We start from the raw sequence: 25,727 nt of genomic DNA on the forward strand, positions 1-25,727 counted from the left end.
GCCTTGACGGCTGGCGGACCGCCGATTTTAAACCAGGACTGCAACTTCAGACACCCATTTCATGCGTAAAAAATCATCCACTCCCAACCGCAGCTTTCGCGTTGCCGATCAGATCCAGCGCGATCTGACGGAACTGATCGCGCGCGAGTTGAAAGACCCGCGTGTCGGCATGGTGACGGTTCAGTCGGTCGAAGTCACGCCCGACTATGCCCATGCCAAGATTTATTTCAGCGTGCTGGTCGGCGACCCGAAAGAGTGCGAAATCGCGCTCAACCAGGCTGCCGGCTTCCTGCGCAACGGCCTGTTCAAGCGTCTCATGACGCACACGGTGCCGACCCTGCATTTCCATTTCGACCAGACCACCGAACGTGCGGCCGACCTGAACGCCTTGATTGCCAAGGCGGTTTCTTCCCGCGCCCAGGACGACTGAGTTCGCGCCGTTTCCCTCTGACAGGTTCGGGGACAACGGTGCCAACCAGCGTTCGGGCAGGCCCGGCGCTTAGCCTGTCGGAGCCTTATGACCCCAAAATCTTCTCCCCGCCAGAAAATCCAGCGACGTCCCGTCCACGGCGTGCTGCTGCTCGACAAGCCGCTGGGCCTGTCGAGCAACCAGGCGCTGCAGAAAGCCAAATGGCTGCTGCGGGCCGACAAGGCCGGCCACACCGGCACGCTCGATCCGCTGGCTACCGGCGTGTTGCCGCTGTGCTTTGGCGCGGCCACCAAGTTCAGCCAGTTGCAGTTAGACGCCGACAAGACCTACGAGGCGCTGCTGCTGCTGGGCCAGAAAACCAGCACGGCCGACGCCGAAGGCGAAGTGATTGAAACCCGGCCCGTGCCGGAGATCACGCCCGAGCTGCTGGCGTCCATCACGCAGCGCTTTACCGGCCCGCTGGCGCAGGTTCCGCCGATGTATTCCGCGCTGAAGAAAGACGGCAAGGCCTTATATGAATACGCCCGCAAGGGCATCGAAGTCGAGCGGGAAGCCCGACACATCACGATTTTCAAGCTAAATATGGCTCTTGCGCACGACCCACGGGCGCAAGTAGCTATTAAAATAATAGTAAGCTGCAGCAAGGGAACCTACATCCGCACGCTGGGTGAAGACATCGGCGAGGCCCTTGGCTGCGGCGCGCACCTGGGTTCCTTGCGCCGGATCGAAACCGGCGGGTTCACGGCGGCGCAATGCGTGACGCTGGCGGCGCTCGAAGCCATGACTGAAGCTGAACGCGAAGCCTGTTTGCTGCCACCGCAGTCGCTGGTGGCCGCCTACCCGTCTGTCACACTCGACGCTGATAATGCAGGGCGCTTTTTGAGTGGCCTGCGGCGCCGGGGCCAGTGGGGCGATGACGCGCCGCTGGTGCAGGTTTATGGCCGCGAGCCGGCTGCATTTTTAGGCTCGGCCCATATCACGGCCGACGAACTGATTCCCCAGCGCTTGCTGAGCCCGGTTGAAGTCCAGGACATCCTCCTGCAATCGGCCCGGCACGCTGCCGAAGTTTTAATGCCAGTTTCCATGGCCGCAGCCTCCGAACCCACGGATGCCGGCTCTTTTCAACATTAATTCCCAAGTACCGTTTTTCAAGTCCCCAGAAAGTCCACCATGAGTCATAAACAGATCCGTAACATCGCCATCATCGCCCACGTTGACCATGGTAAGACCACCATGGTTGACCAATTGCTGCGCCAGTCCGGCACCTTTGCCGAGCACGAAAAGGTCGTCGATACCGTGATGGACAACAACGCCATCGAAAAAGAGCGTGGCATCACGATTCTGGCCAAGAACTGCGCCGTGACCTGGGAAGGCACGCACATCAACATCGTCGATACCCCGGGCCACGCCGACTTCGGTGGCGAAGTGGAACGTGCCCTGTCCATGGTTGATGGCGTGGTGCTGCTGATCGATGCGCAGGAAGGCCCCATGCCCCAGACCCGTTTCGTGACCAAGAAGGCGCTGGCCCTGGGCCTCAAGCCCATCGTGGTGGTGAACAAGGTGGACAAGCCGGGCGCCAATCCCGACAAGGTGATCAACGCCACGTTCGATTTGTTCGACAAGCTCGGCGCCACCGATGAACAGCTCGATTTCCCCGTGGTCTATGCCTCGGGCATCAACGGCTGGTCTTCGCTGGAAGAAGGCGCGCAAGGCGAGCAGTGGGGCCCCGACATGTCGGCCCTGTTCAACACCGTGCTCAAGCACGTGCCCGCCCAGAAGGGCGACCCTGACGCGCCGCTGCAGCTGCAGATTTCCGCACTCGACTTTTCGACCTTCGTGGGCCGCATCGGCGTGGGCCGCATCAGCCAGGGCACGATCAGGCCCATGATGGACGTGGTCGTGATGGAAGGCCCGGATGGCAAGGCTGTCAAGGGCCGCATCAACCAGGTGCTGACCTTCCAGGGCCTGGAGCGCGTGCAGGCGACCGAAGCCGGCCCCGGCGAAATCGTGCTGATCAACGGCCTGACCGACATCGGCATCGGCGTGACCATCACCGACCCGGCCAATCCGATGCCGCTGCCGATGCTCAAGGTCGATGAGCCGACACTGACCATGAACTTCTGCGTCAACACCAGCCCGCTGGCCGGCCGTGAAGGCAAGTACGTCACCAGCCGCCAGATCTGGGACCGCCTGCAAAAGGAACTGCAGCACAACGTGGCCCTGCGCGTCAATGAAACCGACGAAGAAGGCATCTTTGAAGTCATGGGCCGGGGCGAGTTGCACCTGACCATCCTGCTGGAAAACATGCGCCGCGAAGGCTTCGAGATGGCTGTTTCCAAGCCGCGTGTGCTGCTCAAGGATGTGAATGGTGTCAAGCATGAGCCCATCGAGCTGGTGACCGCCGACATCGAAGAGCAGCACCAGGGCGGCGTGATGCAGGCGCTGGGCGAGCGCAAGGGCGAACTGGTCAACATGGAGCCGGACGGCCGTGGCCGTGTGCGCCTCGAATACCGTATTCCGGCGCGTGGCCTGATCGGTTTCACCAACGAATTCCTGAACTTGACGCGCGGCTCTGGCCTGATCGCCAACATTTTCGACTGCTACGAGCCGCACAAGGGCGACATCGGCGGACGCAAGAACGGCGTGCTGATCTCCATGGACGCCGGTGAAATCTTCACCTACGCGCTGGGCAAGCTCGATGACCGTGGCCGCATGTTCGTCAAGGCCAACGATCCGGTGTATGAAGGCATGATCGTCGGCATCCACAGCCGTGACAACGACCTGGTGGTCAATGCCACGCGCACCAAGCAGCTGACCAACTTCCGCGTCAGCGGCAAGGAAGACGCGATCAAGATCACGCCGCCGATTGAATGCACGCTGGAATACGGCGTCGAGTTCATCGAGGACGACGAGCTGGTCGAAATCACGCCCAAGTCGATTCGCCTGCGCAAGCGTTACCTGACCGAAAGCGAGCGCAAGCGCGCTGGAAGGTAAAAGCCCCCACGCTCCCCACTTCGTGTGGTTCGCTGCCCCCCGAGGGGGCGCTGCGCCTGCGGCCCGGCAAAGCCGGTTCCGCGGCCCCTGCTGGTGGAGGCGGGGAGCACTTGAAACCAGGCCGTTGTGCGCAGAAAGCGCCAGCGGCCTTTTTTAATCTGACTACAGGGGGTTTGATGAAGTTGACGCATTCCCGCGCGGTGGTGGTGATGATTCTGGTGACGCTGATGTGGTCGATTGCCGGCGTGGTGACGCGGCAGCTGGAGGCGGCGCGCAGTTTTGAAGTGACCTTCTGGCGCAGCTTTTTCACGCTGGCGTCGCTGCTGGTGATCCTGCCTTTTTTCCAGGGGCGGGTGGTTTTCAGCAAAATTCGCAACGCCGGCAAGGCGCTCTGGCTGTCGGGCGTCTGCTGGAGCGTGATGTTCACCGCCTTCATGGTGGCGCTGACGCTGACCACAGTGGCCAATGTGCTGGTGACCATGGCGCTGGGGCCGTTCATCACGGCGCTGATGGCGCGGGTTTTCATCGGGCACCGCATTCCCGCGCGCACCTGGGTGGCTATTGCGCTGGCCAGCGCCGGCATTGCCTGGATGTATGGCGGCCAGATGGACCTGGGCGGCCAGCTGGCCGGCACGCTGGTGGCGCTGATGGTGCCGCTGGCGGGGGCCTGCAACTGGACGGTGGTGCAGTACGGCGGTGCCCATGGCCAGAAGATCGACCTGGTGCCTGCCGTGCTGATGGGCGCGGCGCTTTCGTCGCTGGCAACCTTGCCGCTGGCGTTTCCCTTTTCGGCGACGCCGCACGACATCGGCCTGCTGGCAGTGCTCGGCCTGTTCCAGTTGGCGATTCCGTGCGTGCTGGCGGTGCTGTGCGCCGGCGTTCTCAAGGCGCCCGAGGTGGCCTTGCTGGCCTTGCTTGAAGTGATTTTCGGTATCCTGCTGGCCTGGCTGGGCGCCGGCGAGGTGCCTGGTTCCAGCGTACTGACCGGCGGCTCGCTGGTCATCGGTGCGCTGGTGGTGAATGAATTGATTGGATGGAGACAAAGAGCATGACGACAGAAATGAAGAAAATCGGTGCGGCCGGCGATGTGCTGGTTGAGCGCCGGGGAAGTGCCGGGCTGATCACGCTGAACCGGCCCAAGGCCCTCAATGCCCTGTCGCTGCCGATGGTGCGCGAACTGCTCGGCATCCTGCGCGCCTGGCGTGACGACCCGGAGGTGCGGGTAGTGGCGATTCGCGGCACCAACAAGATCGGCCGCCCTGGCACACCCGACAGCCTGTTTGGCGGTTTTTGCGCAGGCGGCGACATCCGGTTTTTCCATCAGGCGGCGCTGGCCGGCGATGCGGCGCTGGACGATTTCTTCACCGAGGAATACACCCTCAATCACCTGGTCCAGACCTATCCCAAGCCCTACATTGCCTTCATGGACGGCGTGGTGATGGGCGGCGGCATGGGCATCAGCCAGGGTGCGCGCGTGCGCATCGTCACCGAGCGGACCAAGATGGCCATGCCCGAGACGAATATCGGCCTGTTCCCTGACGTGGGCGGAGGCTACTTCCTGAGCCGCTGTCCCGGCCATGTGGGCGAATACCTGGCGCTGACTGGCGAGACGATTGGCGCCGACGAGGCGATTGGCTATGGGCTGGCGGATGTCAAGCTGGAGGCTGCCGCCCTGCCTGTGCTCTGGGACGAACTGGGTGCCACGCCTTGGGGTTCGGCGGCGGAGGCCGACCAATGGATTGCTTCAAAATTCATAGCTGATAGCGCCCGTCCAGCAAGCGTAACAGGCCAAATTGATGCATATTTCTCATTGCTGCGGGTCAAGCACATCGTCGATGCGCTGGAAAAGTCTGAGGATCGCTGGGCGCGCAGGACGGCGGCGACCTTGCGCAAGCGTTCGCCGCTGATGCTGCATGTGGTGCTGGAGCAGATTCGCAAGGCGCGCGGCATGAGCCTGGCCGATGACCTGCGCATGGAGCGGGACATGGTTTACCAGTGTTTTCACCTGCGGCCCGGCGCCGAAAGCGAAACCGTCGAGGGTATCCGTGCGCTGGCGGTGGACAAGGACTACAAGCCGCAATGGAAGCCGGCACGCATTGAGGACGTGAAGCCGGGCATGGCTGATGCATTTTTCACCAGTCCGTGGAGTGCGCAAACGCATCCTTTGCGCGACCTGTAGGCGGATCAGGCTTCGCTATCTGCTCATTCAAGCTGCGGGTTAAACCAGCCGGGCCAACTCGGGCCAGCTGCATCAACCCGTCGCGGGTTGCCCTGGACAAATGCCTTCAACGATTCCGGGATTTCATGGCGCGGTCCACTTCGCGCTTGCCTTCGCGGTCCTTGATGGTGTCGCGCTTGTCATGCTCGGCCTTGCCCTTGGCCAGGCCGATCTCGCACTTCACCTTGCCGGCCTTCCAGTGCATGTTCAGCGGCACCAGCGTGAAGCCCTTCTGATCAATCTTTCCAATCAGGCGGCGAATCTCGTCCTTGTGCATCAAGAGCTTCTTGGTGCGCACCGAGTCAGGCCGGATATGGGTGGAGGCCGTGCCCAGCGGGTTGATCTGGCAGCCGATGATGAACAGCTCGCCATTGCGGATCACCACATAGCCGTCGGTGAGCTGCACCTTGCCTTCGCGCACCGACTTGACTTCCCAGCCTTCGAGCACCATGCCCGCTTCAAAGCGCTCTTCAATGTGGTAGTTGAAGGTGGCTTTCTTGTTGTCGGCAATGCGTATGGCGGCGGCTGCGGCTTTTGGTGAAAGATTGCTGGTGGGTTTTCCTGTCGGTTTTCCGGAAGAGGCTGCGGCTGGTTTTTTGGAGGTGGATGCTTCTTTGGTGGCCATGGCTAAGATAGTGGAGCGAAGGGGCGAAGCAGCACTTGTGGCTCATACAATTGCCCCCAGCCTTTGATTGTATGAAAACCGTTCACAAGTCCGTTCTTATCTGGTACAGCGCAGCTGAAATGTTTGCTCTGGTCACCGATGTTGTCAGCTATCCGCAGTTTTTGCCGTGGTGCGACCGTGCGTCGGTGCAGGAAGAAAATGCGCATGGCATGGTTGCCAAGGTCGGTATTTCATTTGCGGGCCTCAAGCAAAGCTTTACGACCCGAAACACGCATGAACCCGACCGCAAGGTCAATCTGGAACTGATCGATGGGCCTTTTTCCAGGCTGGAAGGACACTGGTTCTTTCTTCCCCTGGGCGACGGCAGTCAGCGCGCCTGCAAGGTCGAGTTCACCTTGTGTTATGCCTTCGACAATGGAATGCTGGCTGCGCTGGTCGGCCCGGTGTTCGACAAGATAGCTGGCAGCCTGGTCGATGCCTTTGTCAAAAGAGCTTCCGTTGTTTATGGCGAAACCTGAAAACCTCCCAGACGGTCCGCGCCTGAAGATCACGCTGGTTTATTCATCCGCCCCGCGCCAGGTTCGCGAATGGGCGCTGGAGCTTGCGACGGGTGCAACCGTCGCAGAAGCGCTGGGCTGCAGCAGCCTCTTCGAGGAGTTTGCGGAACTGCGCAAAGACCGCTTGCTGGTCGGTATCTGGGGCCGGAAAACCCGGCTCGACCATCCGCTGGATGACAACGACCGGATAGAAATTTACCGCACTCTGCGGGTCGATCCCAAAGTGGCCAGGCGCGAGCGCTTTAACCATCAGGGCGCCAAAAGCGCGGGGCTGTTCACGAAAAAACGGCCCGGGGCAAAAGCCGGCTATTGACGCAGCCAGCCCGCAGCCGGCTTATTTGCCGCAGTCGCTCTCCGCAATGGCTTGAAGACGCTTGGTTTCTGCCGCCTTGGCAGCGTCATCCATGAAGTCGCGTTCGCCTTTGGCATTGGTAACCGAGATCCGCACGCCGGATTTCAGGGTTGCTTGTCCTTTTTTTGCACGCTCGCAATTGTCGGCCCTGGCCTTCGCCATTTTTTCTTCTTCCGCCTGCTTTTGGGCGGCTTCCAGATCATCCGCCTGCTTCTTGCGGGCTTCAAGCTGGGCATCCTTGCCCGAGAATTTGGGCGCGCTGGCTTTGCCCGCAGGCGCTGAAGCCAGCACGGCGGGGGCGGGTGCTGTCGCCCCGGTGTCGGTGCCAGACGGAGGGCTAGGGGTTTTGCTGCCTGGCTGCTTCAGGATATTTTTTTGCAAAATATCGGCTGGCGGCGCACGGTCGCTGAAGACTTTTCGGCCGTCCTTGTCAATCCATTGCCACTGCGCCAGGGCAGGCATTGCCAATGAGCTGCCGGCAATGGCCAGAATCAGGGTTCTTGTCGCAAATTTGAAGTCCATCGTGAAAGTGTATCTCCGTGTCCCGCACTTTTTCTGCTGAATGCCTGCAAGGCGGGCGCTGACAAGGCTTGAATGTATCGGGCAGCGGTGAATGCAGAGCCTGTGGGTGTCAAAGGTACAATCGTATTTTTGGAGCTTTCTCTATGCGCCTACTCGGCAAAGCGCTCACCTTCGACGACGTATTGTTGGTGCCAGCGTTCTCCCAGGTCCTTCCCAAGGACGCCCTGCTTTCCACCCAGTTTTCCCGAAACATCCGCCTGAACCTGCCGCTGGTCTCAGCGGCGATGGACACGGTCACTGAAGCGCGGCTGGCCATTGCCATCGCGCAGGAGGGTGGCATCGGCATCGTTCATAAAAACCTCACGCCGCAGGAGCAGGCCGCGCATGTGGCCAAGGTCAAGCGCTATGAATCGGGGGTGGTGCGCGATCCCGTGGTCATCACGCCCGAGCATACCGTGCTGCAGATACTGGAACTGTCCGAGCAGCTCGGCATCTCTGGCTTTCCGGTGTGCGATGGCGGCAAGGTCGTGGGCATCGTTACCAGCCGCGACCTGCGCTTTGAAACCCGCTACGACGTCAAGGCCCACCAGATCATGACGCCGCGCGAAAAGCTGATCACGGTCAAGGAGGGCACGTCTGCCGCCGAAGCCAAGGCCCTGCTCAACAAGCACAAGCTCGAACGCGTGCTCGTGGTCAACGATGCCTTTGAACTCAAGGGGTTGATCACCGTCAAGGACATCACCAAGCAAACCAACTTCCCCAATGCCGCACGCGACTCTGCAGGCCGTTTGCGCGTGGGTGCTGCGGTCGGTGTCGGCGAAGGTACCGAGGAGCGCGTTGACGCGCTGGTCAAGGCCGGGGTGGATGCCATCGTGGTCGATACGGCCCACGGTCACAGCCATGGCGTGATCGAGCGCGTGCGCTGGGTCAAGAAGAACTATCCGCATATTGACGTGATCGGCGGCAACATCGCCACCGGCGCGGCGGCGCTGGCGCTGGTGGAAGCCGGTGCCGATGCTGTCAAGGTCGGTATCGGCCCCGGCAGCATCTGCACCACGCGCATCGTCGCAGGTGTCGGCGTGCCGCAGATCATGGCGATTGACAGCGTGGCGACCGCCTTGCGCGGCTCGGGCGTTCCATTGATTGCCGACGGCGGCATCCGTTACAGCGGCGACATTGCCAAGGCCATCGCTGCAGGCGCCGGCACGGTGATGATGGGCGGCATGTTCGCCGGCACCGAAGAGGCGCCTGGCGAAGTCATCTTGTTCCAGGGCCGCAGCTACAAGAGCTACCGCGGCATGGGCAGCATCGGCGCGATGCAGCAGGGCAGCGCCGACCGCTACTTCCAGGAGTCCAGCACCGGCAACCCGAACGCCGACAAGCTGGTTCCCGAAGGCATCGAAGGCCGCGTACCTTACAAAGGCTCGATGGTCGGCATCGTTTTCCAGATGGCCGGCGGCTTGCGCGCCAGCATGGGTTACTGCGGTTGCGCCACGATTGAAGAGATGCACGACAAGGCGGAATTTGTGGAAATCACCTCCGCAGGTATCCGCGAAAGCCATGTGCATGACGTGCAGATCACCAAGGAAGCGCCGAACTACCGCGCTGATTAAGCTTCCCCAAGCATCCTGGGCGTCTGGTGGCAGACGCCCTTTTTCTTTTTTGACTGAACCATCGCCTGAGGCGTCCTTCATGCAGCACCAAAAAATCCTCATTCTCGATTTCGGCTCCCAGGTCACCCAGCTGATTGCCCGCCGCGTGCGCGAAGCCCATGTTTTCTGCGAAGTCCATCCTTGCGATGTGACCGACGACTGGATTCGCGACTATGCCAAAGATGGTCAACTCAAGGGAATCATCTTGTCGGGCAGTCACGCCAGCATCTATGAAGAAACGACAGACAAGGCACCGCAAGTGGTGTTTGAACTGGGCATTCCAGTGCTGGGCATCTGCTACGGCATGCAGGCCATGGCGCACCAGCTGGGTGGCAAGGTTGAGAGTGGCCACAAGCGCGAATTCGGCCATGCCGATGTGCGTGCCCGTGGCCACACGGCACTGCTCAAGGACATTGCCGACTTCACCACGCCCGAAGGGCAGGGCATGCTCACGGTCTGGATGAGCCATGGTGACAAGGTCACGGAAATGCCGCCGGGCTTCAAGATCATGGCCAGCACCGATAGCTGCCCGATTGCCGGCATGGCTGACGAAGAGCGACGCTTCTACGGGGTGCAGTTCCACCCTGAAGTCACGCATACCAGGCAGGGGGCAGCAATCCTCAATCGCTTTGTGCTGGACATTTGCGGCACCCGGCCCGACTGGGTCATGGGCGACTACATCAGCGAAGCTGTTGAAAAAATCCGCCAGCAAGTTGGCGACGAGGAAGTCATCCTGGGGCTGTCGGGCGGCGTCGATTCATCGGTGGCTGCGGCGCTGATTCACCGCGCCATCGGCGACCAGCTGACCTGCGTGTTCGTCGATCACGGCCTGCTGCGCCTGAACGAGGGCGACATGGTGATGGAGATGTTCGTCGGCAAGCTGCACGCCAAGGTGATCCGCGTCGATGCCGCCGAGCAGTTCTTGGGTCACCTCACCGGCGTGAGTGACCCCGAAGCCAAGCGCAAGATCATCGGCCGCGAGTTTGTCGAAGTGTTCAAGGCCGAGGCCGCCCGGCTCAAGGCCGGCCTGGACGGCGCTTACAAAGGCGCGAAATGGCTGGCACAGGGAACGATTTATCCCGACGTGATCGAGTCGGGAGGCGCCAAAAGCAAAAAAGCCGTTTCCATCAAGAGCCATCACAACGTCGGCGGCCTGCCCGAGCAATTGGGCCTGAAACTGCTTGAACCCCTGCGCGAACTCTTCAAGGATGAAGTGCGCGAACTGGGCGTGGCGCTGGGCTTGCCGCACGACATGGTGTATCGGCATCCTTTCCCTGGGCCGGGGCTGGGGGTGCGGATTCTGGGTGAAGTCAAAAAAGAATATGCCGACCTGCTGCGCCGGGCCGACGCGATCTTCATCGAAGAATTGCGCAACTTCAAGGATGCTGAAACCGGCAAAACCTGGTACGACCTGACCAGCCAAGCGTTCACGGTGTTTTTGCCAGTGAAAAGCGTGGGCGTGATGGGCGATGGCCGCACCTATGAATACGTGGTGGCGCTGCGCGCGGTGCAGACCAGCGACTTCATGACCGCTGACTGGGCCGAACTGCCTTATGCGCTGCTCAAGAAGGTGTCGGGGCGAATCATCAACGAAGTGCGCGGCATCAACCGCGTGACCTACGATGTCAGCAGCAAGCCGCCAGCGACGATTGAGTGGGAGTAGGGCTGTGAGCAGCGATCCACCGGTTTTACCGGGGGATGGCTGCTCGCTCTGCTGCGCAATCGCGCCGGAGCGCGAAACCAGGTCGCCGATGAAGCGTTCAAGGTAGTCGCAAGGTTTGAAGGCCGCTGGCGATGTCTTCCTGCGCCACGGTCTGCAACTCGGCCCGGTGGCGCAGGGTTCGCTCGAACACCGCCAGCGCCGATTCCACCGCCTCGCCGCCTTGCGACAGCCGGGTACAGATAGTGCGCCCGGTAATAGTCGCTGAGGGTGGAAAACCGGGCCATATCGGGCTGCGATTCGAGGTTGCCCCACTCGGCGAGTTGCGCCAGTGCGGACTGGACTTCCTCGATGCGCGGCGGCGGGCCTGACCACAGACTTTCCGCAAGCACCTCGTTGGGCCGCAAGTGCAGCTGGAACTGGCGTTTCGCGCTAGCGAAGCTGTCCATGATGATGCGGTAGAGCGCGGATTTCTCGGCGCTGACGGCCCGATCATTGTGGCCTCTCATGAGGGGGCTGGTTTGCAACAGGACAGTCTCAGGTGGCGTGCTCAACATAGGGTTCTCTTTGACCAGAATCTTAGGGCAGTTCCAGGCAGCGGTTCAGTCTGCTTTTGAACTATGCTTCAGGCAATTCCCCGGGAGACTTGAGATGCGTGCTGTTGTTGGATTGATGAGCCTGCTGATCGTGCTGGTGGTGGTCGGCGTATTGGCTAAAAAGCAGTTGGGCGCCTTGTCCAAAGCGCCGATCCGCCCGCAGAATCCAGTGCTTGTCGATTCGGGCGTTACTTTCCCGGTCACTTCGCCGGGCGCAACGCCCCAAGTCCAGAGCCAGCAAATCCAGCAGCAGATCAAGCAGTCGGTCGAAGCAGCCATGCAGCCCCGACCCCTGCCAGGTGATCAGCCTTAAATAGGCATAAAAAATGGCTTTTGCGCAATACTGTCATGCTTTAGCAGCTACTTTTTAGATAGCAAATGAGTGATGAAGCCTTTATGGAGTTGGCCCTTGCGCAAGCCTGGGTAGCGGCTGCTTTCGGGGAAGTTCCGGTGGGCGCAGTGGTCGTCCGGCAGGGCAAGGTGATTGCCACTGGCCGCAACGCACCCGTTGATGCCCATGATCCGACGGCCCATGCCGAGATCATGGCCTTGCGCGCCGCCGCGCTGGCCTTGGGCAACTACCGTCTTGACGAGTGCGAACTGTTTGTCACGCTGGAGCCCTGTGCCATGTGCAGCGGCGCCATGCTCAACGCCCGGCTCAAACGCGTGGTGTTTGGGGCGTCTGAACCCAAAACCGGGGCTGCCGGCTCGGTCATCAACCTGTTTGCGCAAGCGCAGTTGAATCACCAGACCGAAGTGCAGGGCGGGGTGCTGGCCGAGGCGGGCCGCGTATTGCTGCAGGACTTTTTTCGCCAGCGCCGCGCTGACCAGCGCGAGGCGGCCCGGCAGCGTCATCCGCTGCGCGATGATGCACTTCGAACTCCTGACGCGGCTTTTGACGGCTTGACCGCTTATCCATGGGCGCCGCATTACCTGAGCGATCTGCCGGCCCTTGAGGGCTTGCGGATGCATTATCTTGATGAACAGGCGCTTGGCGTGGAGGGCGGCGGGCCGCGCCTGACCTACCTTTGCCTGCATGGCAGCCCGGACTGGAGCTATGCTTTTCGTCGGCTGATCCCGTCCTTGCTGCAGGCTGGTCACCGGGTGGTTGCACCGGACCTGATTGGTTTTGGCAAAAGCGACAAACCCAAGAAAGACAGCTTTCATACCTTCAGGCGGCATCGCCAGATACTGCTGGAGTTGGTGGAAAAGCTGGGTCTGCAGAATATCGTGCTGGTGCTGCCCAGGCAGGGCGCTTTGCTTGGATTGACCTTGCCCCTGGCCGCGCCGCTGCGCTACCGGGGATTGCGGCTCATGAACCCTGATCCATTGGCAGGGAGGGAATACATGCCGCTAAGTCAAGGTTTTTTGCTGTGGGAGCAAGCAGGCGGCATGCAGCCTGAGCGGGATTTGATGCGCCGGCACGGCACCTGTGACATGCCGGCAGGTGCTGAAGCAGATGCCGCTTGTGAAGCGCCATTTCCCGGCAACAGCTACCGCGCCGGAGTGCGTGCGTTTGCTGCCATGGCACCAGATTCGGGGAATCACGACGGCATTGCATCTGAAGCCGGACAGTTCTGGCGTGATCGCCGCGATGAATGTAATTTACACGTTAGTTTTTTAGAAAAATATACGAACAAACCATATCAAGAATAGCCAATGGGATACTTGCATCCGTGAAAAAACATATCTATATCTATTCCCCATCCAGTGCCATACGCGATAAAGCCGCTTTCAAGCGCGGCCTCAAGCGCCTGACGGCATTGGGTTACGAGGTCGAGGTTGACGAAGCAGCGCTGTCAACCCATCAGCGTTTTGCCGGCGACGATGAAACACGCCTTGCCGCCATTCACCGGGCCGCCAGCAGCGGCGCCGATGTAGCACTCATTTCTCGTGGCGGCTATGGCCTGACACGCATCCTGCCCCTGATCGATTACAACGCGGTTGCAAAAGCCATTACCGGAGGCACGCAATTTGTTGGTTTTAGCGATTTCACCGCATTCCAGATGGCGCTACTGGCCAAAACGGGCGCCGTCACTTGGGCCGGCCCTTCCCTGGCTGAAGATTTTGGTGCACTGGCCGGCGCTGACGACATCATGGAAGCCTGTTTTGACGACCTGGTCACGGGGCAGGGGGAGGGCAGTGGCTGGAGAATGCCAAAGGCTGCTACTAATTCAATAGCTGGCAGCATAGATGAGACCAGCGAAAAAGCCATAAATGATGCTTGTCACATCAATGATTCCGTGCTTTGGGGCGGTAATCTGGCCATGCTGGCATCGCTGGTTGGAACTCCTTATTTGCCTGTCATTGATGGCGGCATCCTGTTCATTGAAGATGTTGGCGAACACCCTTACCGGATAGAGCGCATGCTCGCGCAATTGCTGCAAGCCGGCATTCTGGCGCAGCAAAAAGCGATTATTTTCGGCCAGTTCAGCAATTACAAACTGGTACCTCACGACAAGGGCTACAAGTTGGCCAGCGTCGTGGCCTGGCTGAAAACCCAGGTAAGCGCGCAAGTATTCACCGGCTTTCCGTTTGGCCATGTGGCAACCAAGGTACTGCTTCCCGTGGGGCTGCCGGTTACTTTGGCGGTGGAAGGACGGGATGCATTTTTGCTGTGGGGCCATCGGCATTGAATTGAACCCGGCTTGGCCTTGCAGTTTTTTCTGCGTCAGCCCCTGAATGAACTTGGCCGCGAGATCAGTCCCTTGGGCAGCAAGCCGATGAAATTTTTACTGATCTGGTTGATCTTTTCCCGGGCGATGGTTTCACCGTACCTGGCACCCAGCACTGACATGACTTCGCTGCGGATAAACCAAAGAGCCTGCGCGTCAAGCGCGTAGCGCACGCGAGCAACAATCTTTGGAAAGTGAGTCTCGCCAAATTCACCCAGTTCATCCAGCATAGACTGACGTATCTGTTCTATGCGGTCTTCGCGGATACCCGGGGTAATGGCATGAGAGCCCAGCAAGGCCAGCAGGCTGCTTTTTAGCTGAGTGTTGAGCCAATTCATAGTCTTGACACCTTTCGGTCTGTCCGAATCGGACCGGTTTCCTGAAGAGGTATGTGCAGGATTTGATAAAACATCCTACTCCTGTCATGTATCTGACAACTCCTATCGGAAATTGCCTGCCGCCGAAAACTGTTTAAAACAAATACGTATGTTGTAATTGAACAAACAACCACCAGCATCTTCGACAGCCCATGGCAGAACTTACCGTCGTTTTTGCGGACCTTACCGGAAGCACTGCCCTTTTTGAGGCGCTGGGCAATGCCAAGGCAACCCAGGCAATCACACGGCTGACGCAGTGGATAGGCCAAGTCTGTAAAAACCATGGCGGGCACGTCGTGAAATACCTTGGAGACGGTGTTCTCATCCTGTTTCAGGAGAGCCGTCATGCCGTAGAGGCGGCCAGTGAGCTTCACCGGGTGCATCATGACCGAATCCGCAATTGGCCCGATGCCCTCAAAATGCGGCTTCAGGTGGGCATGGCCCGTGGCGATGTCGTCGAGCAGAGCGGCGACTGTTATGGCGATGCTGTCAATCTGGCTTCGCGCCTGAGCGACCTTTCTGGTTCCGAGCAGACACTGGCAAGTGAAGCCGTGATCCGGCAACTGCCTGACGACTTCATGGTCCGCGCGCGCTGTCTGGGGCCCATGGTCATCCGGGGTCGCACGGAGTTGTGCGTTGTGCATCGTATTGAATGGCAGGACGAGGTGCTTTCTGAACTTTTTACGATGCCAGCCAGCCTGATGGCTTTGCCTCTGGACCGGCGCGACGAGGCGAAGCCTGTCTGTATCGAGTTGTCCTGGCTCGACATCAGTGCCAGGTTTACCGCTGCCGCGCTTCCTGTGTTTCTTGGCCGTGATGCCGATGCCCAGTTTGTGGTGCAAGACCCCAGGGTTTCGCGAAAACATGCCCGGATCGAATGGCGTTCCGGCAAGTTCTATCTTGAAGATCTCAGCAGCTATGGAACCTGGGTGCGGTTTTCCGACAGCAAGGCTGTCGTGGCTTTGCGTCGCCAGGAATGTGTGTTGATGCTGGATGGAGAAATTGCACTGGGCGCTTCTTTTGAAGACTTCACCGTACCTACTGTCACGTTTAGGTTTCTTGAGGAAACAGCCGCATAGTCAATTCTTGGTGCTATTTAATGGATAGCAGTATAGGAAGACAGGGCGAGCGGCAACGGGTTATTTCATCCAGTCATGAGGGTGATTCAGTCGCTTGCGATTTACAGCAGCCACCAATCATTCAATCCTGCCGTTCAGGCTGGAACCGCCTCGGCATTCAACCGATCCCAATGACGATGAAGGGCAATGGCCGCAATGAAATCTTGCGTCACCTGTCCATCGAGCACTTTTCGGGCATCGGCCAATAAAATCCCTGGCGTAGGCACATTGATCAGTTCTGAATTTTTTTCATTGCTGAACCCCAGGGTGGCGAGCAACTGGGTGCCTTCGTTCAGTGCGCAGATGGTCTTGCCATGCTTATAGGCTTCAAGTACAAAATGCACGGCCTCGCCCAAGCCGCACAAGCTTGTGATGCTCTCATTTCCACCAGGAATCAGTACCGCGTCAAACATGACCGAAGGCATGTTTGCAAAGGTATGGTCAACCACAAGCTGTTTGCCACTGAGCGTGCTGACGCTTCCAAGTCGCGAGGCAACGAGTTTGCAGACGGCGCCCGCCGCTGCCATATCCTGAAGAAGACGCCGCAGGGGAGGGGCATCCACCCCGTCTGCCACCACAATGGCAATCTTGCGGGTTTTAATGCTCGCGCCAGGCCGAGCTGCCATGCTTAAAGCCGGCTCTTCGCTGACCTTGCTGGTCATTCGGTAATCGCGAAAACCCAGGCGGCCCGCCGCCGCTTTAGGGTCAGGCGCATTGATTCCCAGCGATGCCGCTACCCGCGCCGCCAGTTTGAGATCAACGTGCGCCAGGTTATCGACCATGCGCTGGCGAATGTCGGGCACCTCGACCTTGGACAGTTCAAACCTGAAAGCGGCAACGATATGGTCTTTTTCAGCAAGGCTCTGGCTGTTCCAGAACAGGGTGGCCTGGGAAAAATGGTCATCGAATGAAGCCCTGCGATGCCGTGTTTTAGACGCATCCACCGGCTTGGAAGGCGGCTGGACGTCTTGGGCCGCGCCATCGATCCGAAACTCGGTGCCGTTGCCCAGCGTATTGGGTTCATAGGCAACCCGCCCCTTGCTGATGGCCTGTCGGTGCAAGCCGCCACGCTGGAAATTGTGAATCGGGCAGACGCTGCGATTGATGGGGATCTCATTGAAATTTGGACCGCCCAGGCGAGCCAACTGGGCATCGGTATAGGAGAAAAGACGGCCCTGCAACAGCGGATCGTTTGAAAAATCAATGCCTGGCACCAGGTTTCCCGGATGAAACGCGACCTGCTCGGTTTCCGCGAAAAAGTTCTCTGCATTTCGATTCAAGACCATTTTTCCGATGATTTGCACCGGCACCTGAGACTCGGGGATGAGTTTTGTCGGGTCCAAAATGTCGAACTCCAAATCATCTTCCCTGCCGGCATCAACAATCTGCACCCCCAGTTCCCACTCCGGACAGTTACCCGCTTCAATCGCTTCCCACAAATCACGACGAAGGAAGTCGGGGTCTTTGCCGGCAATCTTTTGGGCTTCGTCCCAGTCAAGGGCATGCACACCCAACTTGGGTTTCCAGTGAAATTTGACAAAAAAGGCATCACCGCGTGCACTGATGAAGCGAAACGCATGAACGCCAAACCCTTCCATCATCCGAAGGCTGCGCGGCAGGCCGCGGTCGGACATGGTCCACATGAGCATATGGGTCACTTCGGGAACCAATGACGCAAAATCCCAGAACGTGTCGTGCGCGCTGCTGGCTTGCGGCATCTCATGATTCGGCTCTGGCTTGAGCGCATGGATCAGGTCTGGAAATTTGATGGCATCCTGAATATAGAAAACAGGCATGTTGTTCCCTACCAAGTCGTAGTTGCCCTCTTGCGTGTAAAACTTCACCGCAAACCCACGAACATCCCGCACGGTATCGGCTGAGCCTTGAGAGCCGGAAGATCCAGAAAACCGCACAAAAACAGGAGTTTCGAGTTCGGGACTCTGTAAAAAAGCTGCACTGGTGTACTGAACCATTGACTTATAGGGCTTGAAATAACCGTGCGCACCACAGCCCCGGGCATTGACAACGCGTTCTGGAATGCGTTCATGGCCAAAATGGGTGATTTTTTCACGCAGAATAAAGTCTTCGAGCAAGGTGGGGCCGTTATCTCCCGCCTTCAGTGAGTTGTGGTTGTCTTTGATCGGCACACCCTGGTTGCTGGTCAGACCGGGGCTGGCTGCAACGGTAAAAGCTTCTAGCTGCTGGGTTTTTTTGTCCTGATTGTTTTTTGCTGGAGGGGCGGCACTGCTACGCGAACCGGCCCCGTTGCGCTTTGGATGCAACGACATGAATTTCCCTTGTTTCTATCCGGCTTCAAACGGCATGGATACCAGCAGAGCCAAGTCCAGAACAGACCATTGAAGGTCTAACGATACGTGTGCGGGGGGCAATCAGGCGTAGGCTGATGTCTTTGCCGTAGAAGGAAATACAGCTTGTTTTTACTAAGGCGCGCCTGAGAAATACAGCCTACTGCATCAGTAGGATTTGAATGTAATCTACAAAATTATTTAAACCCATAACAATATCAAAACCCATCGTCACTGCGTCGTGACTGGCAAAGCCTGCTGCCGCTGGTACTCAGCTTTTTTCATTGAAAGATAGCTGGGCTGATCCAGTTCATGCAGTTGCAACGCGTACTCTTCAGTGGCATCAAACCAGTACTGGAGCCTGCTGTTAACTTGCTCTGCAGGCGGCTGCTTAAGCGATGCCAAATAAGCTTCTATGGCCAGGTAGTAACGCATGGTGTTGCGTTCCACCGCGCCTCGCATACCCCCCACATAACCAGAGGTTTCATCTGTAGAACTTTTTGTAAACCCTACTTTGCCGCGCCCTAAAGTTGAAAGATACGTCTGCATGGCAAGGCGGCCAGCCAATCCATAACCATACGAATAGCGCAAATTAATGAATGTTTTGCCTTCAGGCAAGGGGACAGCCAAAAGCTGAAGCTGGTAATCCGTAGTCTTCAAAGGCCCTTTGTCCGCATGCAGCTGGACTGCCAGGTACTGGGGCGTGGCCGCAGTCACGCGATGGGAAAATTCAAGAGAAAAGGTGTCAGCCAATGGTTGGGCCGTTTTTTTTCCGATATTTACTGCCAGCTTTCCGGACTTGTCGGCATCAGCGCTGGCTTGGCAGTATTTGGTATTGAGGTGCAGGATCAGCACTTCACACCAGCGATCAGGCTTTTTAAAGGTCATGCTGACAGTGGGGAAGGGCGAATCAAGCACCGCATAAACAGAGCTGCTCACGGTATTGGCACTTTCCGTGGATTCAAAGACCAAGGGCCGGTGGTAGATGTTTTGCGCCAGTTGAGGCTTGAGCGCCTCATGCTTTTCAAGCAGCGCGCTGGATTCACTGCCCGGCGTTGAAGATGCCTGCGCCAAAACGCTGCCAGCACCGGCCAAGGCACAAATTGCTGTGGCTGAAAAAATTAACAGCGTTTTCTTTTTTAAGCCGGAATACAGTATTTTCATCATTTCCGGAGTTTGCCAGCATCAAAGCAAAGATTCAGTAACAAGCTCTATCGTCCTACAAACATTGGCTTTTCCAGTGAACGGGAAAGCGCCAAAGTGGCTTGTGGTTTGAGCCAAAAGATGTTCAGGCAGGTGCATCGAACAAACGGGCAACCTTGCTGGACAGTGAAGCACCCGCACGGCTATAACCCATTACAGTCGCCACGCTGTGGTGACCCGTCATCGCCATGGTTTCAGCCAAGGACATGTTTTGCCGACCCGCCTCCGTGACAAAGCCGGAACGAAGGGAATGGGCCGAAAAATCCCCTTCAACGCCCGCCAGTGCGCACCGGTATTTCACAATGTCACGCACGGCAGCCGCTGCCAGTGCGGCGCCAAGCTGTCCTCCTTTGCGCACCTGCCGGAAAATGGGGCCTTCAACAATTCCGGACGCATTCAGCCACACGGTCAACGCGGTTGCTGCAGCGCCAAGCAAGGGCTTGTCATTTTCCGGTCGCTGCAGCCCCGCCTGGTTGGTTTTCGAGTGGACCAGGGTGTAAGTAAACCCGTCTGAAACGCGTTTCAAAAACTTCATGTCGGCGTTTGCGACTTCAGAGCGCCGCCGCCCGCCGCTGGCCCAGGCAAAAAGCAGCAAAGCACGGTCACGCCTGCCGCGCAGCGTGTCATCGCAACTCGCCAAAATTGCCTGAAGAGGGTCTTTGGTCAACGCATCTTTTTTGTTGGGCAGAACGCCGCGCCTGGCGTAAGCCTTGCGCGTGCGCGACAGCAACTCCCGGACCTTGGGATCGTGGCAAGGGTTGGCCAGTTCGCGCAGCTGGTGCGCCTTGGACAGAACGGCAATGCGATGTATCAGCGTGCTATGCGCCAATGGCCCCGGTTTTCCTTTGTAGCCTGCGTCAACCAGCGCCAGATCGATGGCTGCGGGCAACTCCGAAACCAAGCCTTTGTCCGTCATGCGCTCGGCATGGTCAACGATGAACTGCAATAAGCAAGGAACCGGCATTGGCAGTTGGATTGGGCCGCCATAACGCATCAAATGCCAGGCCGCCCAATACCGCAGCGCACTGCGGTAGCTGGTCATGGTGTTGAACGATTCACCTTCGCGCAGCAAGTCATCAACCGCACGCTGGGCGGCATCACCAAGCACTGCGACCTGCAAAGCAGGGGTAGCTGGAATATTTTCTACAACAGAAATCAACATAAGGCCGGATATTGGTTTATTTGTTATATATTATATGTTTTATGTGTGATATATAACAAAAATTAAAGATAGACCACGATAACAATCTATTATCGTGAGTAAATTTACCAGTGGAAGAAACCAATGCAATTGAAAAGTAAAAGTGCCAAAGGTGTTCAGCAAGAAGATGTCTGGACAGCCGCAGACAGCCTGATCGCCGATGGGCTCAGGCCCACGATTGAGCGGGTACGCCAAAAAATTGGCCGAGGCTCGCCCAATACCGTCAGCCCGATGCTGGAAGCCTGGTTTGCCACCCTGGCAGCACGCCTTGGCGTCAATCCCTTGCAGGATGAGGCTGCTGGTGTCCCGAAAGCCTTGCAACAAGCCATGGCCAATTTATGGGAGATGGCCTTATCAAACGGTCGAGAAGAAGCTGAGCTGCAATTAGTGCAAGCTCGGGATGAATTGGCCCAGGAAAAAGATGTCTTACGGGAGCGTGAAAGCGAGCTGGTGCAGCAAGAACGGGTGCGCGCGGCAAAACATCAAGCGCTTGAAGAGATGCTGCGTGCTGCCGAAAGCAAGGCCGAAGAGGCCTTGCAACGGCTCAGTCAGGCGCAAGCCTTGGCAAGCAGGCGTGAAGTGGAAATTGAAGGCCTTCGCGGCAGGATCAATGTCATTGAAAGTGAGCGTGATTCAGAAAGACGCCGCATCGATGAAGATGCAGTCCGCCATGCCAAGGAGTTACAAAGGCAAGAGGAACGCGCCCAGGCAACGCAGCACAAGTTGCTTGAAGATATTGACAAGGCCCGACAGGAAACGAAAAAGATTCATGGCGATGCGCAAATATCGGAAAAGCGCTTCGAGGCACAGCACAGTCTTTTACAGCAAAAACTTCGATTGCACGAGGCTGATCTGGCCAAAGCCCAAGAGTCATGTTCTGCACAATCGGCGGACCTTCATGCACTGCGCGAAGCACTTGCCGTGTCCAATTCCCGTTCAGACGAACTTCGCCATCTATTGGAAAAGCAGCAGAGTGGCAGCGAAAACACCATTGCGCGCTTGACCGAGGCTTTGTCAACGCAGAAGGGGCAACAACAAGCAGGGCGTAAACCCCTGATGCGAAAGATCAAAAAGCCTCTGGGTATCCGCCAGCGTTAAAAAGGGCAGACAAAGCTACATCTCCAGCTTTATCAGGCAATTACTTAACATAATATACATCGTGGAATGTCAAGGCAAACTTGCCATTCAGCCCATGGGCCAGGCCTTGATGCGCGACGCCTGGCCGGCGCAGCCAAAGGCCTCGAAGCGCGCCGTGCAGATGCCGCTGGCCGCTTTCTTCGCCGCCAGCAGCGCCTTGCGTGGATCGAACTCGCTGCGCTGTTCGGCCAGCAACTGGCGCATCGCGCCGGTCATGGCCAGGCGGATGTCGGTGTCGATGTTGATCTTGCGCACTCCGCTTTGAATGCCGCGCTGGATTTCCTCGACCGGCACGCCGTAGGTTTCCTTGATGTCGCCGCCGAACCGGCGAATGATCTCCAGCCACTCCTGCGGCACGCTGGAACTGCCGTGCATCACCAGATGGGTGTTGGGAATCTGCGCATGGATGGCGGCGATGCGGTCGATGGCCAGGATGTCGCCGGTGGGCTTGCGGGTGAACTTGTAGGCGCCGTGGCTGGTGCCAATCGCAATCGCCAGCGCGTCCACGCCGGTCTGCTGCACGAAGTCCCTGGCCTGCAGCGGATCGGTCAGCATCATGTCGTGGGTCAGCTTGCCGACCGCGCCCACGCCGTCTTCCTCGCCCGCTTCGCCGGTTTCCAGGCTGCCCAGGCAGCCGAGTTCGCCCTCGACCGACACGCCCACGGCATGCGCCATCTCGGTGACGCGGCGTGTCACGTCCACGTTGTAGTCGTAGCTGGACGGCGTCTTGCCGTCGGCCAGCAGCGAGCCGTCCATCATCACGCTGGTGAAGCCCGAGCGGATCGACTGGATGCACACGGCCGGCGAGGTGCCGTGGTCCTGGTGCACCACCACCGGAATGTCCGGGTGCGACTCGACCGCCGCCAGCATCATGTGGCGCAGATAGGCTTCGCCCGCATACTTGCGCGCGCCGGCCGAGGCCTGCAGAATCACCGGGCTGTCGGCCGCCTGGGCGGCTTCCATGATGGCCTGGATCTGCTCCAGGTTGTTGACGTTGAAGGCCGGGATGCCGTAGCCGTTTTCAGCGGCATGGTCGAGCATCTGGCGAAGGGAAATAAAGGCCATGGAAATCTCCTCGGTTTATGAACAAAAATTGGCGTTTACGCAGGCACAGCATGCGCAAACAGCTATGTTTTCAATAGCGCATCAAAAAGGCGACGTTTCAGCGCGCTGCTGCAGGATTTCGAACGCCGGCAGCGCCCTGCCTTCGAGCACTTCGAGGAAAGCGCCGCCGCCGGTGGAGATGTAGCCCACGTCTTTCTCGATGCCGTATTGGGCAATCGCCGCCAGTGTGTCGCCGCCGCCGGCGATGCTGAAGGCGCTGGAGTCGGCAATCGCGCGGGCAATGCCTTCGGTGCCCTTCGAGAAAGCCTCGAACTCGAACACGCCGACCGGTCCGTTCCAGACGATGGTGCCAGCCGACTTGAGCTGCGCTGCCAGCCTTGCGGCGGTTTCGGGGCCGATGTCCAGGATCAGGTCGTCGTCCTCCACGTCGCCCGCCTGCTTCACGGTGGCGATGGCGTCGGAGCCGAAGCTCTTGGCGCAGACCACGTCGGTCGGAATCGGCACCTCGGCGCCGCGCGCCTTCATGGCGTCAATGACCGCCCTGGCCTCCTCCACCAGCCCCGGCTCGGCCAGGCTCTTGCCGATGTTCAGGCCGGCGGCCAGCATAAAGGTGTTGGCGATGCCGCCGCCGACGATGAGCTGGTCAACCTTGCTGGCCAGGCTTTGCAGGATGGTCAGTTTGGAGCTGACCTTGGAGCCGCCCACGATGGCGACCAGCGGGCGTTTTGGTTGGGCCAGTGCGCTGTTGATGGCGTCGATTTCAGCGGCCAGCAGCGGCCCGGCGCAGACAATCGGTGCAAATTGCGCGATGCCGTGGGTCGTGGCTTCGGCGCGGTGGGCGGTGCCGAAAGCGTCATGGACAAAGACATCGCACAGCGCGGCCAGCTTGCGGGAAAGCGCCTCGTCGTTGCTTTTCTCGCCGACGTTGAGGCGGCAGTTTTCCAGCAGCACCAGCTGGCCGGGCTCGACCGGCACGCCGTCCACCCAGCTTGAGACCAGCGGCACCGGCCGTCCCAGCAGTTCGGACAGGCGCTCAGCCACGGGCGCCAGGCTGTCCCCGGGCTTGAAAACCCCTTCTGCCGGCCGGCCCAGGTGGCTGGTGACCATGACCGCCGCGCCAGCGTCCAGCGCCATGCGGATGCACGGCAGCGACGCCCGGATGCGGGTGTCTTCGGTGATGCGGCCGCTTGCGTCCTGCGGCACGTTCAGGTCGGCGCGGATGAAGACGCGCTTGTTCAGGCAAAAGCCACTCTGGATGACATCGGCAAAACGCAGGACGTTCATCGCGCATCCCCTTTCAGGCCACCCACGACGCGCGCCATTTCCAGGCACTTGTTCGAATAACCCCATTCGTTGTCGTACCAGGCGACGATCTTCACGAAGGTGCCGTCCAGCGCGATGCTCGCGTCCGCATCAAAGATCGAGGTGCGCGTGTCGCCCCGGAAGTCGGTCGCCACCACCTTGTCCTCGGTGTAGCCCAGCACACCCTTGAGGGCGCCTTCGCTTTGCAGCTTCATCTCGGCACAGATTTCCTTGAGCGTCGCTTCGCTGTTCAATTCGCAGGTCAGGTCAACGACCGACACGTCGCTGGTCGGCACGCGAAAGCTCATGCCGGTGAGCTTCTTGTTCAGCTCGGGAATCACCACGCCCACAGCCTTGGCCGCGCCGGTGCTCGAAGGAATGATGTTTTCCAGGATGCCGCGTCCGCCGCGCCAGTCCTTGTTTGAAGGGCCGTCCACCGTCTTTTGCGTGGCCGTGGCCGCATGCACCGTGGTCATCAGGCCGCGCTTGATGCCCCATTTGTCGTTCAGCACCTTGGCCACCGGGGCCAGGCAGTTGGTGGTGCACGACGCATTGCTGATGATGGCCTGGCCGTCATAGGTCTGGTCGTTCACGCCGAAGACGAACATCGGCGTGTCGTCTTTCGACGGGGCCGAGAAGATCACCTTCCTGGCGCCGGCGGCCAGGTGCTTTTCACCGGCGGCCTTGTCCAGGAACAGCCCGGTGGCTTCCAGCACCACGTCGGCGCCGACTTCGGCCCACTTGAGGTTCAGCGGGTCGCGCTCCTGCGTCAGGCGGATGCGCTTGCCGTTGACGATCAGGGTGTTGCCTTCGACCGAAACCTCGCCCTTGAAGCGGCCGTGCACCGAGTCGTACTGCAGCATGTAGGCCAGGTACTCGGGCTCCAGCAGGTCGTTGATGGCGACGATCTCGATGTCTCTGAAGTTCTGCACGGCGGCGCGCAACACGTTGCGGCCGATGCGGCCGAAGCCGTTGATTCCCAGTTGGATGGTCATGACAATAAAAATCTCTTTAAATATTGGTAAAAAGTGGCTTTTGCGCAATAACTACGGGCGCAGGCAGCTATCAATCAAGGAGCACCGAGCAATCGGCGATCACCCGGTCCGGCGTGCAGGCTTCGATGGGCTGGCCCATGTTGTAGCCATAGGGCAGCGCCCAGACCGCCAGCCCCGCATTGCGGGCCGTGGCCACGTCAATCGACGAATCGCCGACAAACAGCGCCCGCGCGCGCGGCACACCGAACGCCGTCAGGCAGCTGTGGATGCCAGCCGGGTCGGGTTTCTTGGTCGGCAGCGTGTCGCCGCTGACGATCTGGTCAAACAGCGGCGTCAACTGGTGGGCGTCCAGCACCGTGGCCGTGTAGCGGCTTTCCTTGTTGGTGACCACGGCCAGCTTCACGCCGCGCTCACGCAGGGCGACCAGCGTTTCGCGCACCTGCGGATACAGGCGGCTGCGGCTGCCGCAGCGGCGCTTGTAGTAGCGGTCGAACTCGCCAGCGATCAGCGTCAGGCTCTTGCTGTGGCGGATGGTGACCAGGTCGGTTTTTCCGCTGAAGGCCAGCGCCTGGATCAGCAGTTCGCGCGTGCCGTGGCCGATCCAGTCGTTGACCTGCTGCTGCGTCACCTCGGGCAGGTCGAAGCGGCGCAGCGTGTCGTTCACGGCGTCGGCGATTTCCGGCGCGGTTTCGACCAGCGTGCCGTCCAGGTCGAACATGATGAGGTCGTAGGGTTTGCGCAT

At 59.2% G+C, this 25,727-nt stretch carries 24 protein-coding genes and 1 pseudogene; 14 read left to right on the top strand and 11 right to left on the bottom strand.

The annotated features are described in order from the left end of the window. Nucleotides 1-61: 61 nt before the first annotated feature. From rbfA to ABLV49_RS10140, 5 genes are all read left to right on the top strand, one after another. Nucleotides 62-430, top strand: a complete 369-nt coding sequence (gene rbfA / locus ABLV49_RS10120; RefSeq protein WP_349281455.1) for a 30S ribosome-binding factor RbfA — start codon at nt 62-64, stop codon at nt 428-430. A gap of 87 nt (nt 431-517) precedes the next feature. Continuing rightward, complete coding sequence (gene truB / locus ABLV49_RS10125) at nt 518-1,561, top strand: tRNA pseudouridine(55) synthase TruB (protein ID WP_349281456.1); 1,044 nt, start codon at nt 518-520, stop codon at nt 1,559-1,561. A 39-nt stretch (nt 1,562-1,600) separates the two neighbouring features. Next, the gene (gene typA, locus ABLV49_RS10130; protein ID WP_349281457.1) at nt 1,601-3,424 is read left to right on the top strand and encodes a translational GTPase TypA; all 1,824 of its coding nucleotides are present in this window, start codon (nt 1,601-1,603) and stop codon (nt 3,422-3,424) included. 176 nt (nt 3,425-3,600) lie between these two features. Further along, a complete protein-coding gene (locus ABLV49_RS10135; protein WP_349281458.1) occupies nt 3,601-4,476 on the top strand; it encodes a DMT family transporter in 876 nt (291 codons plus the stop codon). Further along, nucleotides 4,473-5,603: an enoyl-CoA hydratase/isomerase family protein gene (locus ABLV49_RS10140; protein ID WP_349281459.1), complete on the top strand. Its 1,131-nt coding sequence runs from the start codon at nt 4,473-4,475 to the stop codon at nt 5,601-5,603. The genes ABLV49_RS10135 and ABLV49_RS10140 overlap by 4 nt, the downstream gene beginning before the upstream one ends. A gap of 106 nt (nt 5,604-5,709) precedes the next feature. Here ABLV49_RS10140 and smpB read toward each other — a convergent pair whose 3' ends face one another. After that, complete coding sequence (gene smpB, locus ABLV49_RS10145; protein ID WP_349281460.1) at nt 5,710-6,267, bottom strand: SsrA-binding protein SmpB; 558 nt, start codon at nt 6,265-6,267, stop codon at nt 5,710-5,712. 71 nt (nt 6,268-6,338) lie between these two features. On the opposite strand from smpB, the gene ABLV49_RS10150 reads away from it, so the two are divergent. After that, complete coding sequence (locus ABLV49_RS10150) at nt 6,339-6,785, top strand: type II toxin-antitoxin system RatA family toxin (protein WP_349281461.1); 447 nt, start codon at nt 6,339-6,341, stop codon at nt 6,783-6,785. Then, nucleotides 6,772-7,137, top strand: coding sequence for an RnfH family protein (locus tag ABLV49_RS10155; protein WP_349281462.1), 366 nt, complete (start codon nt 6,772-6,774; stop codon nt 7,135-7,137). The genes ABLV49_RS10150 and ABLV49_RS10155 overlap by 14 nt, the downstream gene beginning before the upstream one ends. Before the next feature lie 21 nt (nt 7,138-7,158). Here ABLV49_RS10155 and ABLV49_RS10160 read toward each other — a convergent pair whose 3' ends face one another. Further along, complete coding sequence (locus ABLV49_RS10160) at nt 7,159-7,698, bottom strand: DUF4124 domain-containing protein (protein ID WP_349281463.1); 540 nt, start codon at nt 7,696-7,698, stop codon at nt 7,159-7,161. 143 nt (nt 7,699-7,841) lie between these two features. On the opposite strand from ABLV49_RS10160, the gene guaB reads away from it, so the two are divergent. Together guaB and guaA are read left to right on the top strand one after the other, a co-directional pair. Continuing rightward, on the top strand, nt 7,842-9,311 hold the full coding sequence (gene guaB, locus ABLV49_RS10165) for an IMP dehydrogenase (protein ID WP_349281464.1): 1,470 nt from the start codon (nt 7,842-7,844) through the stop codon (nt 9,309-9,311). A 79-nt stretch (nt 9,312-9,390) separates the two neighbouring features. Then, a complete protein-coding gene (gene guaA / locus ABLV49_RS10170; protein ID WP_349281465.1) occupies nt 9,391-11,013 on the top strand; it encodes a glutamine-hydrolyzing GMP synthase in 1,623 nt (540 codons plus the stop codon). Nucleotides 11,014-11,306: 293 nt separating this feature from the next. Here guaA and ABLV49_RS10175 read toward each other — a convergent pair. After that, nucleotides 11,307-11,567: pseudogene (locus tag ABLV49_RS10175) on the bottom strand (DUF2397 family protein); the annotation flags it as partial. 94 nt (nt 11,568-11,661) lie between these two features. On the opposite strand from ABLV49_RS10175, the gene ABLV49_RS10180 reads away from it, so the two are divergent. The 3 genes from ABLV49_RS10180 (at nt 11,662) to ABLV49_RS10190 (ending at nt 14,242) form a co-directional block, all read left to right on the top strand. Further along, a complete protein-coding gene (locus ABLV49_RS10180) occupies nt 11,662-11,919 on the top strand; it encodes a hypothetical protein (RefSeq protein WP_349281466.1) in 258 nt (85 codons plus the stop codon). A 65-nt stretch (nt 11,920-11,984) separates the two neighbouring features. After that, nucleotides 11,985-13,262, top strand: a complete 1,278-nt coding sequence (gene tadA, locus ABLV49_RS10185) for a tRNA adenosine(34) deaminase TadA (RefSeq protein WP_349281467.1) — start codon at nt 11,985-11,987, stop codon at nt 13,260-13,262. A 20-nt stretch (nt 13,263-13,282) separates the two neighbouring features. Then, the gene (locus ABLV49_RS10190; protein ID WP_349281468.1) at nt 13,283-14,242 is read left to right on the top strand and encodes an LD-carboxypeptidase; all 960 of its coding nucleotides are present in this window, start codon (nt 13,283-13,285) and stop codon (nt 14,240-14,242) included. A 35-nt stretch (nt 14,243-14,277) separates the two neighbouring features. Here the strand turns inward: ABLV49_RS10190 and ABLV49_RS10195 are convergent, their stop codons facing one another. Beyond that, the gene (locus ABLV49_RS10195) at nt 14,278-14,619 is read right to left on the bottom strand and encodes a hypothetical protein (protein ID WP_349281470.1); all 342 of its coding nucleotides are present in this window, start codon (nt 14,617-14,619) and stop codon (nt 14,278-14,280) included. A 191-nt stretch (nt 14,620-14,810) separates the two neighbouring features. On the opposite strand from ABLV49_RS10195, the gene ABLV49_RS10200 reads away from it, so the two are divergent. Continuing rightward, nucleotides 14,811-15,737 carry an FHA domain-containing protein gene (locus ABLV49_RS10200; RefSeq protein ID WP_349281472.1) on the top strand — a complete coding sequence of 309 codons (927 nt, stop codon included), beginning with the start codon at nt 14,811-14,813 and terminating at the stop codon, nt 15,735-15,737. Between the two features lie 134 nt (nt 15,738-15,871). On the opposite strand, the gene ABLV49_RS10205 is transcribed toward ABLV49_RS10200, so the two are convergent. The 3 genes from ABLV49_RS10205 to ABLV49_RS10215 all read right to left on the bottom strand — a co-directional run bounded on the left by ABLV49_RS10205 (nt 15,872) and on the right by ABLV49_RS10215 (nt 20,447). Then, the gene (locus ABLV49_RS10205; RefSeq protein ID WP_349281473.1) at nt 15,872-18,064 is read right to left on the bottom strand and encodes a catalase; all 2,193 of its coding nucleotides are present in this window, start codon (nt 18,062-18,064) and stop codon (nt 15,872-15,874) included. Nucleotides 18,065-18,313: 249 nt separating this feature from the next. Beyond that, nucleotides 18,314-19,249, bottom strand: coding sequence for a hypothetical protein (locus ABLV49_RS10210; RefSeq protein WP_349281475.1), 936 nt, complete (start codon nt 19,247-19,249; stop codon nt 18,314-18,316). Nucleotides 19,250-19,370: 121 nt separating this feature from the next. Beyond that, nucleotides 19,371-20,447, bottom strand: coding sequence for a tyrosine-type recombinase/integrase (locus ABLV49_RS10215; protein WP_349281477.1), 1,077 nt, complete (start codon nt 20,445-20,447; stop codon nt 19,371-19,373). 123 nt (nt 20,448-20,570) lie between these two features. Here ABLV49_RS10215 and ABLV49_RS10220 point away from each other — a divergent pair, with 123 nt between their 5' ends. Continuing rightward, nucleotides 20,571-21,584 (top strand): DNA-binding protein, encoded by a 1,014-nt coding sequence (locus tag ABLV49_RS10220; RefSeq protein WP_349281479.1) that lies wholly within the window; start codon nt 20,571-20,573, stop codon nt 21,582-21,584. Nucleotides 21,585-21,671: 87 nt separating this feature from the next. Here the strand turns inward: ABLV49_RS10220 and fba are convergent, their stop codons facing one another. The 4 genes from fba to ABLV49_RS10240 all read right to left on the bottom strand — a co-directional run bounded on the left by fba (nt 21,672) and on the right by ABLV49_RS10240 (nt 25,727). Then, nucleotides 21,672-22,688: a class II fructose-bisphosphate aldolase gene (gene fba, locus ABLV49_RS10225; protein WP_349281481.1), complete on the bottom strand. Its 1,017-nt coding sequence runs from the start codon at nt 22,686-22,688 to the stop codon at nt 21,672-21,674. An 81-nt stretch (nt 22,689-22,769) separates the two neighbouring features. Continuing rightward, complete coding sequence (locus ABLV49_RS10230) at nt 22,770-23,972, bottom strand: phosphoglycerate kinase (protein ID WP_349281483.1); 1,203 nt, start codon at nt 23,970-23,972, stop codon at nt 22,770-22,772. Then, nucleotides 23,969-24,985 carry a type I glyceraldehyde-3-phosphate dehydrogenase gene (gene gap, locus ABLV49_RS10235; RefSeq protein ID WP_349281485.1) on the bottom strand — a complete coding sequence of 339 codons (1,017 nt, stop codon included), beginning with the start codon at nt 24,983-24,985 and terminating at the stop codon, nt 23,969-23,971. Before gap ends, ABLV49_RS10230 begins: the two co-directional genes overlap by 4 nt. Nucleotides 24,986-25,055: 70 nt before the next feature. Beyond that, complete coding sequence (locus ABLV49_RS10240; RefSeq protein WP_349281487.1) at nt 25,056-25,727, bottom strand: HAD family hydrolase; 672 nt, start codon at nt 25,725-25,727, stop codon at nt 25,056-25,058.

The sequence above is a fragment of the Polaromonas hydrogenivorans genome (assembly GCF_040105105.1).
Taxonomy (GTDB): Bacteria; Pseudomonadota; Gammaproteobacteria; order Burkholderiales; family Burkholderiaceae_C; genus Polaromonas; species Polaromonas hydrogenivorans.

What these genes read in the sequence shown, in the direction of transcription:
- ABLV49_RS10220 (WP_349281479.1), top strand. Translation starts at nt 20,571, where the DNA reads ATGCAATTGAAAAGTAAAAGTGCCAAAGGTGTTCAGCAAGAAGATGTC.
- ABLV49_RS10195 (WP_349281470.1), bottom strand. Translation starts at nt 14,619, where the DNA reads ATGAATTGGCTCAACACTCAGCTAAAAAGCAGCCTGCTGGCCTTGCTG.
- ABLV49_RS10205 (WP_349281473.1), bottom strand. Translation starts at nt 18,064, where the DNA reads ATGTCGTTGCATCCAAAGCGCAACGGGGCCGGTTCGCGTAGCAGTGCC.
- ABLV49_RS10240 (WP_349281487.1), bottom strand. Translation starts at nt 25,727, where the DNA reads ATGCGCAAACCCTACGACCTCATCATGTTCGACCTGGACGGCACGCTG.
- rbfA (WP_349281455.1), top strand. Translation starts at nt 62, where the DNA reads ATGCGTAAAAAATCATCCACTCCCAACCGCAGCTTTCGCGTTGCCGAT.
- fba (WP_349281481.1), bottom strand. Translation starts at nt 22,688, where the DNA reads ATGGCCTTTATTTCCCTTCGCCAGATGCTCGACCATGCCGCTGAAAAC.
- ABLV49_RS10200 (WP_349281472.1), top strand. Translation starts at nt 14,811, where the DNA reads ATGGCAGAACTTACCGTCGTTTTTGCGGACCTTACCGGAAGCACTGCC.
- ABLV49_RS10180 (WP_349281466.1), top strand. Translation starts at nt 11,662, where the DNA reads ATGCGTGCTGTTGTTGGATTGATGAGCCTGCTGATCGTGCTGGTGGTG.
- truB (WP_349281456.1), top strand. Translation starts at nt 518, where the DNA reads ATGACCCCAAAATCTTCTCCCCGCCAGAAAATCCAGCGACGTCCCGTC.
- guaA (WP_349281465.1), top strand. Translation starts at nt 9,391, where the DNA reads ATGCAGCACCAAAAAATCCTCATTCTCGATTTCGGCTCCCAGGTCACC.
- ABLV49_RS10215 (WP_349281477.1), bottom strand. Translation starts at nt 20,447, where the DNA reads ATGTTGATTTCTGTTGTAGAAAATATTCCAGCTACCCCTGCTTTGCAG.
- ABLV49_RS10160 (WP_349281463.1), bottom strand. Translation starts at nt 7,698, where the DNA reads ATGGACTTCAAATTTGCGACAAGAACCCTGATTCTGGCCATTGCCGGC.
- ABLV49_RS10140 (WP_349281459.1), top strand. Translation starts at nt 4,473, where the DNA reads ATGACGACAGAAATGAAGAAAATCGGTGCGGCCGGCGATGTGCTGGTT.
- typA (WP_349281457.1), top strand. Translation starts at nt 1,601, where the DNA reads ATGAGTCATAAACAGATCCGTAACATCGCCATCATCGCCCACGTTGAC.
- tadA (WP_349281467.1), top strand. Translation starts at nt 11,985, where the DNA reads ATGAGTGATGAAGCCTTTATGGAGTTGGCCCTTGCGCAAGCCTGGGTA.
- guaB (WP_349281464.1), top strand. Translation starts at nt 7,842, where the DNA reads ATGCGCCTACTCGGCAAAGCGCTCACCTTCGACGACGTATTGTTGGTG.
- ABLV49_RS10210 (WP_349281475.1), bottom strand. Translation starts at nt 19,249, where the DNA reads ATGATGAAAATACTGTATTCCGGCTTAAAAAAGAAAACGCTGTTAATT.
- ABLV49_RS10155 (WP_349281462.1), top strand. Translation starts at nt 6,772, where the DNA reads ATGGCGAAACCTGAAAACCTCCCAGACGGTCCGCGCCTGAAGATCACG.
- ABLV49_RS10150 (WP_349281461.1), top strand. Translation starts at nt 6,339, where the DNA reads ATGAAAACCGTTCACAAGTCCGTTCTTATCTGGTACAGCGCAGCTGAA.
- ABLV49_RS10135 (WP_349281458.1), top strand. Translation starts at nt 3,601, where the DNA reads ATGAAGTTGACGCATTCCCGCGCGGTGGTGGTGATGATTCTGGTGACG.
- smpB (WP_349281460.1), bottom strand. Translation starts at nt 6,267, where the DNA reads ATGGCCACCAAAGAAGCATCCACCTCCAAAAAACCAGCCGCAGCCTCT.
- ABLV49_RS10230 (WP_349281483.1), bottom strand. Translation starts at nt 23,972, where the DNA reads ATGAACGTCCTGCGTTTTGCCGATGTCATCCAGAGTGGCTTTTGCCTG.
- gap (WP_349281485.1), bottom strand. Translation starts at nt 24,985, where the DNA reads ATGACCATCCAACTGGGAATCAACGGCTTCGGCCGCATCGGCCGCAAC.